Below are 12801 nucleotides of genomic sequence, written 5' to 3' on the forward strand. Positions count from 1 at the left end.
ATTGTTGAACCACGGGGCCTGGCTCCGTGGTTTTTTATTGTATGACGTGGTACTGGAAAGATGGAAAACGAGAACAAGCTCAAGCGCGGATTGAGTACAAGACACATCCGCTTTATGGCGCTGGGTTCAGCGATTGGCACCGGCCTGTTTTACGGCTCGGCGGACGCCATCAAAATGGCGGGCCCGAGCGTACTGCTGGCTTACATCATTGGCGGCGTGGCGGCGTATATCATCATGCGCGCGCTCGGCGAGATGTCAGTACATAACCCGGCGGCGAGCTCATTCTCTCGCTATGCGCAGGATAACCTCGGCCCGCTCGCAGGCTATATCACCGGCTGGACCTACTGCTTTGAAATCCTGATCGTCGCCATCGCCGACGTTACCGCGTTCGGCATCTATATGGGCGTCTGGTTCCCGACGGTGCCGCACTGGGTCTGGGTGCTGAGCGTGGTGCTTATCATCTGCGCCATTAACCTGATGAGCGTGAAAGTGTTCGGCGAGCTGGAGTTCTGGTTCTCGTTCTTTAAAGTCGCCACCATTATCATCATGATCGCGGCCGGTATCGGCATCATCATCTGGGGTATCGGCAACGGCGGCCAGCCGACCGGCATCCATAATCTCTGGAGTAACGGCGGCTTCTTCGCGAACGGCTGGATTGGCACCGTGATGGCGCTGCAAATGGTGATGTTCGCCTACGGCGGCATTGAGATTATCGGCATTACCGCTGGTGAAGCCAAAGATCCGGCCACATCGATTCCGCGCGCCATTAACTCCGTACCGCTGCGTATTCTGGTGTTCTACGTCGGCACGCTGTTCGTGATTATGTCCATCTATCCGTGGAATGAAGTCGGCACCAACGGCAGCCCGTTTGTACTGACGTTCCAGCATATGGGGATAACCGTTGCGGCGGGCATTCTGAATTTCGTGGTGCTGACGGCCTCGCTGTCGGCGATTAACAGCGATGTCTTCGGCGTGGGCCGTATGCTGCACGGCATGGCCGAGCAGGGCAGCGCGCCGAAAGTGTTCGCCAAAACCTCGCGCCGCGGCATTCCGTGGGTGACGGTAGTGGTAATGTGCTTCGCGATGCTGCTGGCGGTGTACCTCAACTACATCATGCCGGAAAACGTCTTCCTGGTGATTGCGTCGCTCGCGACGTTTGCGACCGTCTGGGTCTGGATAATGATCCTGCTCTCGCAGGTGGCGTTCCGCCGCCGTCTGAGCGCGGATGAAGTCAACACGCTGAAATTCAAAGTGCCGGGCGGCGTGGCGACCACTATCGTCGGCCTGATCTTCCTGGCGTTTATCATCGCGCTGATTGGCTATCACCCGGATACCCGCATTTCGCTCTACGTCGGTTTCGCGTGGATTGCGCTGCTGCTGGTGGGCTGGGTGTTTAAACGCCGTCGCGACGCCCGACTTTCCGCATAACGCGCCCTTTCATCCCCGCCGCCTGGCGGGGATGTCATTTTCGCTCTACGCTCACTTCTGTTTCTCCGCCTCCCGTCTCCTCCCCCAATAAAGTCCAGAATGAGGAAGGCGCGCGGTTGCCCCTGTGGAAAGATGCGCCTGTTTTCTGTCGATTAAGGATCAAAGTGTATGTTGAATGCCTGGCATCTCCCCGTTGCGCCCTTTATTCACCGGCAGGGGGAGAAATTACTGATCACCCTCTGGCTTGCGGGCGACGCGCTGCCGGAAAAAGTTGTACTGCGTTACGAGCGCGATAACGAAGAAACGCCCTTTGAGATGAAGCGCCTGAGCGCCGCGCCGCATCCGCAGGTCAGCGCGTGGCAGGCGAGCATTCCGCTCGGCGACGGCCAGCCGCGCCGCCGCTACGGCTTTAAGCTCTTATGGGGCGATCGCCAGCAGTGGTTCAGCCCGCTGGGGCTGAGCGAGTTTCCGCCCGCCCGGCTGGCGCTCTTCGCCATCGACGCGCCGGATGACGGCCCGCAGTGGGTGCAGGATCAGGTTTTCTACCAGATCTTCCCGGACCGCTTCGCCCGCAGCACGCCGCGCGGGGCGCAGCAGGACAACATCTATTTTCACCACGCGCAGGGGCACGACATCATCCTGCGCGACTGGCACGAGCCGGTAAGCGCAGAGGCGGGCGGCTCGACGTTTTACGGCGGCGATCTCGACGGAATTTGTGAAAAACTGCCGTACCTGAAAAAGCTTGGCGTCACGGCGCTCTATCTCAACCCCATCTTTAGCGCGCCGAGCGTGCATAAATATGACACCGCCGATTATCGCCATGTCGATCCGCAGTTCGGCGGTGATGAAGCGCTGCTGCGCCTGCGCGAAAAAACGCGCGAGGCGGGTATGCGCCTGATTCTGGACGGCGTTTTTAACCACACCGGCGACACGCATCCGTGGTTCGATCGCCAGAACCACGGCGCGGACGGCGCCTGCCACCACCCGGACTCGCCGACGCGCAACTGGTACACCTTTGCCGATGATGGCCATGCTTTCTGCTGGCTCGGCTACGACAGCCTGCCGAAGCTCGATTTCGCCGAGCCTGGCGTGGTGGAGGAAATTTACGCGGGCGAAGAGAGCGTCGTGAAGCACTGGCTGAAAGCGCCCTGGAGCATCGACGGCTGGCGGCTTGATGTGGTGCATATGCTGGGTGAAAACGGCGGCGCGAAAGAGAACCTGCGCCACGTTGAGGGGATCACTCGCGCGGCCAAAGCGGTGAATCCGCAGGCGTTTGTCTTCGGCGAACATTTCGGCGACGCGCGCCAGTGGCTGCAAAACGACGCGGAAGATGCGGCCATGAACTACCGCGGTTTTACGACGCCGGTGTGGAGTTTTCTCGCGGGCGTGGATCAGGGGCTTGAGCCGCAGCGGCTTGACGCCGCCGACTGCGCCCGCTGGATGGATGAATACCGCGCCGCGCTCTCGCACCAGCAGCAGTTACGCATGTTCAACCAGCTCGACAGCCATGACACCGCGCGTTTTAAAACGGTCGCCAAAGGCGACCCGGCGCGCCTGCGGGCGGCGGTGGTGTGGCTTTTCTGCTGGCCCGGCGTGCCGTGCGTTTTCTATGGCGACGAAGTGGGCGTCGAGGGCGGCAACGATCCGTTCTGCCGTCAGCCGTTCCCGTGGGATAACGCGCAGCAGGACGGCGAACTGCTGGCGCTGTATCAGCGGCTCGCGCGCCTGCGTCATCGCAGCCGGGCGCTGCGTTCCGGCGCGTGCCAGGTGGCGTATGCGAAAGGCGACGTTTTTGTGTTTACGCGTGTCTTTCAGCAGGAGCGGGTGCTGGTGGCGCTGAACCGCGGCGCGGCCTGCGAAGTGACGCTGCCGTTCTCGCCGCTGCTTGACGATAAAACCTGGACGCGCGAAGAGGGCGACGGCGCGCTGGAAGGGCAGACGCTGCGGCTCGCCGCGGGCGCGGCGGTGATCCTGCATACACGATAAGCGTAACGAAACGCGGTAAAGGAATACCGCTTTTCATCGAGATATGGGAAAGTAGCCGCACTTCTGCCGCAGGGTCTGAAATCAATGGATGAGATTTTTGTATTTGCTGCTCTGATTGCGCTCTTCTGCGTGGTTGTGGTGCCGGTGATAGCCATCATGGCGCTAAAACGCAGCGCGCGTAACGAAACTGAACTTCATCGCCTGCGTGATCGCATAGAGACGCTGGAGGCGCGGCTCGCCGCGGCGTCGGCGCCGCCGGGTGTGGAAACCGTGCCGGTGACCACGCCTGCGCCGGAGCCTGCGCCCGTGATTGTCGCCCCGGAACCTGTGGCAGCGGCTGAGCCTGAACCGGCGCCGCAGACGGACGCGCCGCCGGTCTGGTCGCAGGCGGTGCGCAACGCGGCGAAAGCGCCTGCGCCCGCCGCCGCTACGCGCCATGAAACACCCGCGCCGGAACCGCGCCATGCCGCGGCGGGCGGACTGGTCTCCAGCCTGACGCGCTGGTTTATGCAGGGCAATCCGCTCGCCAAAATCGGCGTCATCCTGCTCTTTTTAGGCATTTCTTTTCTGCTGCGCTACAGCGTTGAGCGCGACATGCTGCCGCTTGAGCTGCGCGTGGCGGGCGCGGGCGTCGCCGCGCTGGTGCTGCTGGCGTTCGGCTGGCGGCTGCGCCGCAAAACGCCGGTCTATGCGCTCATCCTTCAGGGCGGCGCGGTGGGCGCGCTCTATATCACGATTTTCGGCGCGTTCCGGCTCTGGCAGATGTTGCCGATGCCGCTCGCCTTCGGCCTGATGCTGGTGGTGTGCGCCGCGAGCGTCGCGCTGGCGGTGCTGCAACGCGCGTTAAGCCTCGCGATGCTGGCGAGCCTCGGCGGCTATCTCGCGCCGCTGCTGCTCTCCACCGGCGGCGGCAGCCACATCGCGCTTTTCTCGTTCTATCTATTGTTGTCGGTGGGCATCGCCGCCGTCAGCGTCTGGCAGCACTGGCGCGAGCTTAATCTGCTTGGCCTGCTGTTTACCTTTGGCGTGGCGGGCCTGTGGGGCATTAACGGTTATCAGCCGGACGAGTGGCTGAGCTGTCAGCTCTTTCTCATCGCCAACGTTCTGCTCTTCGGCGTGGTCTGCGTGGCGCTGTCGCTGCGCGCGCAGGGACGCAAGAAAATCGTCGATGGCGTGATGCTGTTCGCGCCGCCGCTGGTCGGCTTTGGGATGCAGTATGCGATTACCCGCCACTGGACGTATGGCCCGGCGTTTTCGGCGCTCGGCTTCGGGCTGGTCTATTTACTGCTTGCGCGCGCCGCGCTGCGCCGCTATCCGCAGGAAGGGCGGATACTGGCGCTGGGCGGGCTGGCGCTTGGCGGCGCGTTTGTCACGCTCGCTATCCCGCTGGCGCTGTCGGCCCGCTGGACGGCACTCGCCTGGGCGCTGGAAGGGCTGGGGCTGCTGTGGTTTGGCATCCAGCAGGCCCAGCGGCGGATGAGCTACAGCGGCAGCGCGTTGCTTGCGCTTGCGGCGGCCAGCGCCGTTTACGCCTGGATTGACGGCATTACGCTACTGAACGCAGCGTTTATCAGCGCGGTGCTGGCACTCTGCTGGCTGGCGGGCGGCTGGCTGTGGCGCGAGCCGCAGCGGCAGGTGAGCCGGGCGCATCTTGGCGCGGGCATCGCCTTCTGGCTGGTGGCGCTGTTGCAGGCCGCCTGCTGGGCGTTTACGGATATCTCCCGAAGCCTGGCCCTGACGCTTGCGCTGCTGACGCTCTCCGCCTTGCTGTGGCGCGCGGCATCGCGCAAAGCGGCGTGGCCGGATCTCGCTTACGCCGTCTGGCTGCTGTGGCCGGGCATGGCGCTGATGCTGATTTATCAGATCGTTATCGACGGCTCGCTGGTGCTGGCGGGCTGGCACAGTCTGGTCTGGTGCCTGGCGCTGCCGTGCGCGCTCTGGCTGCTGCGCCGTGACGCCAGCGCGTTGCCGGTTCGCATCCAGCAGGGGCTGCATCTGTCGCTGTTCTGGATGCTGCTGTTTGCCGCAGGCGCGGAGACCTGGTGGTTTACCGACAGCCTGCCGTGGGGCAGCGGGGCGTGGCAGACCGGCATTATCCTCGCCGTCAGCGCCGCTATCGTATTGCTGGTGAACGGCGCGATCCGCCGCGGTCTGTGGCCGTGCGCGCAGTGGCCTGCGCTTTACAGCGGGCCAGGGCTGCTGCCGGTCGCGCCGGTGCTGGCATTTTTACTGCTTGCGGGCAACCTGATGAGCGGCGTAACAATCGACTGGCCGTACCTGCCGTTGATTAACCCGCTGGAGCTTGGCGCAGGTTTCGCGCTGCTGGCGGCGCTGAGCGGGTGGCGGCTGCTTACGCGCTTCTGGTCGCCGCTGTTACAGCAGGCGCAACCGTGGGCGCCGCTCGCCTGGTATGCGCTGCTGTTCTGGTGGGGCAACGGGCTGGTGCTGCGCACGCTCGCGTGGATCGGGGATATTCCGTGGCAGTCCGACGCGCTGTGGGATTCTCGTCTGGTCCAGACCACGTTCGCGCTGCTGTGGATGCTGCTGGCCCTGCTGGTGATGGTCAGCGCCACGCGCAAGGGCGCGCGGCAGGGATGGTTTTGCGGCGCGGGCCTGCTCGGCGTGGTGATTGTGAAGCTGATGCTGGTGGACAGCGCAGGCGGCGGCGGTCTGGCGCGCGCCGTGGCGTTTATCGGCGTCGCGGTGCTGGTGCTGATTGTCGGTTATTTCTCACCGCTGCCGCCGAAAGCGGCGCGGCCGGTCAATGCCCGTCAGGGAGAGGCAGAATGAAACAGTTATGGGTGGCTCTTGTCTGGGCGTTTGCCGCGACGTGCGCGGCCAGTGACGACACTTCTCGCGCCGAGCGCCCGCAGGATTACGCGCGCGGCATGGAGCTTGCGGTGGAAGGGCAGTCGCCGTGGTACCGGCTGCCGCTGCCGGAGACGGTTTATTCGCAGAGCGCCTGGCCGGATCTGCGCGATATCCGCGTGTTTAATGCGCAGGGCGCAAGTGTGCCGTTTGCGCTCGAAACCACCACGCCGCCCGCGCCTGCGCCGCAGCGCGCGCCGCTGACGGTCTACAAGCTTGACGCACAGCCGGTGAAAACCAGCGAAGAAGGGCAGCGCACGGTGCTGTTAACCTCGCCGTCCGGCGTGCAGATCCGCATGGAAAACGCGCCGGTTGAGCAACTGAGCGCCAGCTGGCTGATCCCGCTTGGCGAGAACAACGGCGAGCGTGAGCTGACCCAACTGCAACTGGCGTGGCCGCAACAGGTCAACGGCTGGCAGGCCCGCGTGGACGTGCTCGCGAGCGAGACGATGCGCGACTGGCAGCCAGTCATCGCGGATGCGCCGCTGCTGGATTTAGCCTCGGGCAATCAGCGGCTGTTGCAGAACACGGTGGATTTCAGTAACGCGCCGTCGCGCTTTGGCGCGAAATATCTGCTGGTGGTGGTGAAAAACGCCGGAGCGCCGCTCGATTTCACTTCCGCCACCGGGCAGTGGCAGGCGCCGCACCCCGAGCCGCGTCGCATCACCCTTGCCGCGCGAGGCGAGAAAGAAAACGATGACGCCGCCGTGTATCGCTGGGCGCGGCCACAGCCGTTCGATGCCCTGACGCTGCGCCCGCAGCTTGAGAACGCCGTCGTGCCGGTGGAGATTGAGTATCGCAGCGCGGATAACATGGCGTGGCAGCCGCTCGCCCGTACCGTTATTTATCGTCTGCCGGAGCGCCCGGCGGTGACGCTGCCGCTGCACGGCGAGCTGATTTCCGCGCTCCGCGTGCGGGCGGTGAACCAGCGCTTTGGCGACGCGTTCCCGGAAGTGACCGGCGAACGGGACGAAAAAACGCTGGTGTTTAACGCCCAGGGCAGCGGCCCGTTCCTGCTCGCCTGGGGCAATGGCGCGGCGAAAGCGCAGGCGCTGGAGCTACAAACGCTGGTGCCTGGTTCAAACGATCCGGAGATGTTGCCTTACGCGCAGACGGTAAAAGCGGTGACGCTTGGCGGCGAGGCGCGGCTGACGGCCAAAGACGCCACCGCGCAGCGCAACGCGCTATATACCTGGATTATCTGGGGTGTGCTGGTGGCGGGCGCAGTCGGGTTGCTGCTGCTCGCCTGGCGGCTGTGGCGCGAGATTCGCGGCGAAAAAGCGGCGTAATCAGAGCGTTTGCTCGCGCGCCATTTCCATCATGCGCGGATAAAAGCGCCAGAACTGGCGCTCCAGCGCGGCGTAATGGGTGTTGAGATCCTCCCAGGAGTCGCGCAGGGCCGCGAGTTTCGGACGGCGGCTCGCCATGCCGTTAAGCACGCGGGCGATATAGTCCATCTCGCGGTAGCGCTCCATCCAGCGCTCGCGCCAGAGGTAGTTATTAAGATTCACAAAGCGTTCCGGCGCGTCGGGCAGCGTCGGTAAAATCTGGGCGTGCGCGTGCGCGAGAAACGCTTCGAGCGGGATCTCCGGCGAGATTTGCGCCCAGTGGCGCGAGAGAAAGTGATCCCACATAACATCCAGCGTGACCGGCGCCACGCGGCGGGTTTCCGGGCGGAACCACTCGCGCGCCTCGCGCACTTCCGGCAGGTTATCGGTCAGCACATCCACGCGCCGGTGCATGTAAATTCCCGCCACGACATCCGCCGGGTAGAGCTCATCCGGTTTGCCGCGCACGAAGTCCGCCATCAGATTGCCGGGCAGCGAACTTTGCGCCAGATGCGCCAGATGCAGATGGGCAAGAAAATTCATAACGATCCTTTCCTTAAAGAGAGATAAAGCGGCTTATCAGTTGCAGGGAGCGCGCCCCGGCACTAGACTAGCCGCCTGTTTTTTATGTCAGAGTTCCAGCCATGCGTTTGACCGATTTCTCCTTTGAATTACCCGAATCCCTGATAGCTCACTATCCGCAAGCCCAGCGTAGCGCCTGTCGCCTGCTGTCGCTCGACGGGCCGACGGGAGATCTCACGCACGGCACTTTCACCGATTTGCTCGATAAGCTCAACCCCGGCGATCTGCTGGTCTTTAACAATACCCGCGTGATCCCGGCGCGCCTCTTTGGCCGCAAGGCGAGCGGCGGCAAGGTTGAAGTGCTGGTGGAGCGTATGCTCGACGACCATCGCGTGCTGGCCCATATCCGCGCGTCGAAAGCGCCGAAGCCGGGCGCGGAACTTCTGCTGGGCGATGATGAAAGCGTAAACGCCACGATGACCGCGCGCCATGACGCGCTGTTCGAAGTGCAGTTTAACGACGCGCGCCCGGTGCTGGATATTCTGAACAGCATCGGCCATATGCCGCTGCCGCCTTACATTGAACGCCCGGATGAAGAGGCTGACCGCGAGCTTTATCAGACCGTCTACAGCCAGAAACCGGGCGCCGTCGCGGCGCCGACCGCGGGCCTGCACTTTGATGAGCCGCTGCTTGAGCGCCTGCGCGCGAAGGGCATTGAGATGGCTTTTGTCACGCTGCACGTCGGCGCGGGCACGTTCCAGCCGGTACGCGTGGAGAGCATCGAAGATCATGTGATGCACTCTGAATACGCCGAAGTGCCGCAGGAGGTGGTCGACGCGGTGCTGGCCGCGAAAGCGCGCGGCAATAAAGTCGTCGCCGTGGGCACGACATCGGTACGATCGCTTGAGAGCGCCGCACAGGCGGCGCAAGACGCGCTTATCGCGCCGTTTTTCGGCGACACCCAGATTTTTATCTATCCGGGCTATCAGTACAAAGTGATCGACGCGCTGGTGACGAACTTCCACCTGCCGGAATCGACGCTCATCATGCTGGTGTCTGCGTTCGCGGGCTATAAGCACACCATGAACGCCTACCGCGAAGCGGTAAAAGCGGAGTATCGCTTTTTTAGTTACGGCGATGCGATGTATATCACGTACAATCCGCAGGCCATTAACGAGCGTCCGGGCGAATAACCGGGCGCTTGCCGCTTTTTTCTCTCTCCTTAACGGGAGAGGGCCGGAGTGAGGGGCGCCCTCGCTCTGTAACAGTAATCATCAGACTGTCTCTCTGATGTGGAGAAAAACGTGAAATTCGAACTTGATACGACCGATGGCCGCGCGCGCCGCGGCCGCCTGGTATTTGACCGCGGCGTTGTGGAAACCCCGGCGTTTATGCCCGTGGGCACTTACGGCACCGTCAAAGGCATGACGCCGGAAGAAGTGGAAGCCACCGGCGCGCAGATTATCCTCGGCAATACCTTTCACCTCTGGCTGCGTCCTGGCCAGGAGATCATGAAGCTGCACGGCGACCTGCACGATTTTATGCAGTGGAAAGGCCCGATCCTGACCGATTCCGGCGGCTTCCAGGTCTTTAGCCTGGGCGATATTCGCAAAATCACCGAGCAGGGCGTGCACTTCCGCAACCCGATCAACGGCGATCCTATCTTCCTCGACCCGGAAAAATCGATGGAGATCCAGTTCGATCTCGGTTCTGACATCGTCATGATCTTCGATGAGTGCACGCCGTACCCGGCAGACTGGGATTACGCGAAGCGCTCTATGGAGATGTCGCTGCGCTGGGCGAAACGCAGCCGTGACCGCTTTGACAGCCTTGGCAACAAAAATGCGCTGTTCGGCATTATTCAGGGCAGCGTTTACGAAGATTTACGCGATATCTCCGTGAAAGGTCTGGTAGAGATAGGCTTTGATGGCTACGCTGTCGGCGGCCTGGCTGTCGGCGAGCCGAAGGAAGATATGCACCGCATTCTTGAGCATGTCTGCCCGCAGATCCCGGCGGACAAGCCGCGCTACCTGATGGGGGTGGGCAAGCCGGAAGATCTGGTCGAAGGCGTGCGTCGCGGCATCGATATGTTCGATTGCGTTATGCCGACGCGTAACGCGCGCAACGGCCATCTTTTCGTCACCGAAGGCGTAGTGAAAATCCGCAACGCGAAGTACAAAAGCGATACGGGGCCGCTGGATCCTGAGTGTGATTGCTATACCTGTCGCAATTATTCACGCGCCTACTTGCATCATCTCGACCGTTGCAACGAAATACTGGGCGCGCGGCTTAATACCATTCATAACCTTCGCCACTATCAGCGCTTAATGGCTGGTTTACGCAAGGCTATTGAAGAGGGTAAATTAGAGCACTTCGTCGCGGATTTCTACCAACGCCAGGGGCGGCCGGTGCCACCGTTGAACGTTGATTAATTTAATAATGAGGGAATTTGAATGAGCTTTTTTATTTCTGACGCGGTAGCCGCTGGCGGTGCGCCGGCGCAGGGCAGCCCGATGTCTCTGATCCTGATGCTGGTCGTGTTTGGTCTGATTTTCTATTTCATGATCCTGCGTCCGCAGCAGAAGCGTACTAAAGAGCATAAAAACCTGATGAACTCCATCGCTAAAGGGGATGAAGTGCTCACTAACGGTGGTCTGGTGGGTCGCGTGACTAAAGTAGCGGAAAACGGCTACATTGCTATCGCTCTGAACGACACCACCGAAGTGGTTATCAAGCGTGACTTCGTCGCAGCCGTCCTGCCGAAAGGCACTATGAAGGCGCTGTAATCCATTGTTTTCCCAAAGGGAACTGCCGTGTTAAACCGTTATCCTTTGTGGAAGTACCTCATGCTGGTCGTCGTGCTTATCGTCGGCCTGCTTTATGCACTTCCCAACCTGTATGGTGAGGATCCGGCTGTTCAAATCACTGGCGCGCGCGGCGTCGCCGCCAGTGAGCAAACGCTGATCCAGGTCCAGAATACGTTACAAAAAGAAAAAATTTCCGCGAAATCTGTGGCTCTGGAAGAGGGCGCAATTCTCGCGCGCTTTGACTCCACCGATACTCAGTTGCGCGCTCGTGAAGCGCTGATGAGCACGATGGGCGATCAATTCGTCGTCGCGCTTAACCTCGCGCCTGCCACCCCACGCTGGCTTACCGCTATTTCCGCCGAACCGATGAAGCTGGGCCTCGACCTGCGCGGCGGCGTTCACTTCCTGATGGAAGTGGATATGGACACCGCGCTTGGCAAGCTCCAGGAACAAAATATGGACAGCCTGCGCAGCGATCTGCGCGAGAAAGGGCTGAGCTGGACGAACGTGCGTAAAGCCGATAACTACGGCCTGACGATTCAGTTCCGCGACAGCGATATCCGTGACGCCGCGGTCTCTTATCTGACGAGCCGCCACCGCGACATGGTTATCTCAAGCCAGGGCGATAACAGCCTGCGCGCGGTGATGTCTGATGAGCGTCTGCGCGAAGCGCGTGAATATGCCGTTCAGCAGAACATTAATATCCTGCGTAACCGCGTGAACCAGCTGGGCGTTGCTGAGCCGCTGGTGCAGCGTCAGGGCGCTGACCGCATCGTGGTTGAGCTGCCGGGTATTCAGGATACCGCTCGCGCGAAAGAAATCCTCGGCGCGACCGCGACGCTGGAATTCCGTCTGGTTAACAGCTCCGTTGACCGTTCAGCCGCCGCCGCAGGCCGTGTTCCTGGCGATTCTGAAGTGAAGATGACCCGTGAAGGCCAGCCGGTTGTGCTGTACAAACGCGTTATCCTGACCGGTGACCATATTACCGATTCCACCTCCGGCGTTGACCAGTACAACATGCCGCAGGTGAATATTTCGCTCGATAGCTCGGGCGGCAATATCATGTCCAATTTCACCAAAGACAACATCCATAAACCGATGGCGACGCTCTTTGTGGAATATAAGGACAGCGGTAAGAAAGACGCTAACGGCCGCAGCATCCTGGTAAAACAGGAAGAAGTGATCAACGTTGCGACGATTCAGGCGCGCCTGGGTCAGAACTTCGTGATTACCGGCATTGATAACCCGAACGAAGCGCGTCAGCTTTCGCTGCTGCTGCGTGCGGGCGCGCTGATTGCGCCGATTCAGATTGTGGAAGAGCGCACCATCGGCCCGACGCTGGGTATGCAGAACATCACTCAGGGTCTGGAAGCGTGTCTGGCGGGCCTCGCGGTCTCCATTCTGTTTATGATCCTGTTCTATAAGAAGTTCGGTCTTATCGCCACTACGGCGCTGCTGGCAAACCTGGTGCTGATCGTCGGCATCATGTCGCTGCTGCCGGGCGCGACGCTCACCATGCCGGGTATCGCGGGGATTGTGTTAACCCTTGCGGTCGCGGTGGATGCGAACGTGCTGATAAACGAGCGTATTAAAGAAGAGCTCAGCAACGGCCGTTCGGTGCAGCAGGCGATTGATGAAGGCTATCGCGGGGCGTTCAGCTCGATTTTCGACGCCAACGTCACGACGCTGATTAAGGTCATCATCCTGTACGCAGTGGGGACCGGCGCGATTAAAGGGTTTGCTATCACGACCGGTATCGGCGTGGCGACCTCCATGTTCACCGCTATTGTCGGTACCCGTGCCATTGTGAACCTGTTGTACGGCGGCAAACGCATCAACAAGCTGTCTATCTGAGGAGTGCG

9 protein-coding genes are annotated in these 12801 nt (G+C 61.4%); 8 read left to right on the top strand and 1 reads right to left on the bottom strand.

Annotated features, from left to right (window positions below):
- The first annotated feature begins 60 nt into the window (after positions 1-60).
- The 4 genes from proY (at position 61) to AFK65_RS04860 (ending at position 7571) form a co-directional block, all read left to right on the top strand.
- Positions 61-1428 carry a proline-specific permease ProY gene (gene proY, locus AFK65_RS04845; protein WP_007704244.1) on the top strand — a complete coding sequence of 456 codons (1368 nt, stop codon included), beginning with the start codon at positions 61-63 and terminating at the stop codon, positions 1426-1428.
- A 168-nt stretch (positions 1429-1596) separates the two neighbouring features.
- On the top strand, positions 1597-3414 hold the full coding sequence (gene malZ, locus AFK65_RS04850; protein WP_038857860.1) for a maltodextrin glucosidase: 1818 nt from the start codon (positions 1597-1599) through the stop codon (positions 3412-3414).
- Between the two features lie 84 nt (positions 3415-3498).
- Positions 3499-6204 carry a DUF2339 domain-containing protein gene (locus AFK65_RS04855; RefSeq protein ID WP_038857859.1) on the top strand — a complete coding sequence of 902 codons (2706 nt, stop codon included), beginning with the start codon at positions 3499-3501 and terminating at the stop codon, positions 6202-6204.
- Positions 6201-7571, top strand: a complete 1371-nt coding sequence (locus AFK65_RS04860) for a DUF3999 family protein (RefSeq protein ID WP_038857858.1) — start codon at positions 6201-6203, stop codon at positions 7569-7571. The genes AFK65_RS04855 and AFK65_RS04860 overlap by 4 nt, the downstream gene beginning before the upstream one ends.
- Here AFK65_RS04860 and acpH read toward each other — a convergent pair whose 3' ends face one another.
- The gene (gene acpH, locus AFK65_RS04865) at positions 7572-8153 is read right to left on the bottom strand and encodes an ACP phosphodiesterase (protein WP_007704615.1); all 582 of its coding nucleotides are present in this window, start codon (positions 8151-8153) and stop codon (positions 7572-7574) included.
- Between the two features lie 101 nt (positions 8154-8254).
- Here acpH and queA point away from each other — a divergent pair, with 101 nt between their 5' ends.
- The 4 genes from queA to secD all read left to right on the top strand — a co-directional run bounded on the left by queA (position 8255) and on the right by secD (position 12793).
- Complete coding sequence (queA, locus tag AFK65_RS04870) at positions 8255-9325, top strand: tRNA preQ1(34) S-adenosylmethionine ribosyltransferase-isomerase QueA (RefSeq protein WP_007704619.1); 1071 nt, start codon at positions 8255-8257, stop codon at positions 9323-9325.
- Between the two features lie 111 nt (positions 9326-9436).
- Positions 9437-10564 carry a tRNA guanosine(34) transglycosylase Tgt gene (tgt, locus tag AFK65_RS04875; RefSeq protein WP_004387763.1) on the top strand — a complete coding sequence of 376 codons (1128 nt, stop codon included), beginning with the start codon at positions 9437-9439 and terminating at the stop codon, positions 10562-10564.
- 21 nt (positions 10565-10585) lie between these two features.
- Positions 10586-10918 (top strand): preprotein translocase subunit YajC, encoded by a 333-nt coding sequence (gene yajC, locus AFK65_RS04880; RefSeq protein WP_038857855.1) that lies wholly within the window; start codon positions 10586-10588, stop codon positions 10916-10918.
- A 27-nt stretch (positions 10919-10945) separates the two neighbouring features.
- Complete coding sequence (gene secD / locus AFK65_RS04885) at positions 10946-12793, top strand: protein translocase subunit SecD (RefSeq protein ID WP_071602552.1); 1848 nt, start codon at positions 10946-10948, stop codon at positions 12791-12793.
- Positions 12794-12801 lie beyond the last annotated feature (8 nt).

The sequence above is a fragment of the Cronobacter universalis NCTC 9529 genome (genome assembly GCF_001277175.1).
GTDB lineage: Bacteria > Pseudomonadota > Gammaproteobacteria > Enterobacterales > Enterobacteriaceae > Cronobacter > Cronobacter universalis.

Bases quoted from the DNA above. Each gene is read 5' to 3' on its own strand.
- proY (WP_007704244.1), top strand. From the start codon at position 61: ATGGAAAACGAGAACAAGCTCAAGCGCGGATTGAGTACAAGACACATC.
- malZ (WP_038857860.1), top strand. From the start codon at position 1,597: ATGTTGAATGCCTGGCATCTCCCCGTTGCGCCCTTTATTCACCGGCAG.
- AFK65_RS04855 (WP_038857859.1), top strand. From the start codon at position 3,499: ATGGATGAGATTTTTGTATTTGCTGCTCTGATTGCGCTCTTCTGCGTG.
- AFK65_RS04860 (WP_038857858.1), top strand. From the start codon at position 6,201: ATGAAACAGTTATGGGTGGCTCTTGTCTGGGCGTTTGCCGCGACGTGC.
- acpH (WP_007704615.1), bottom strand. From the start codon at position 8,153: ATGAATTTTCTTGCCCATCTGCATCTGGCGCATCTGGCGCAAAGTTCG.
- queA (WP_007704619.1), top strand. From the start codon at position 8,255: ATGCGTTTGACCGATTTCTCCTTTGAATTACCCGAATCCCTGATAGCT.
- yajC (WP_038857855.1), top strand. From the start codon at position 10,586: ATGAGCTTTTTTATTTCTGACGCGGTAGCCGCTGGCGGTGCGCCGGCG.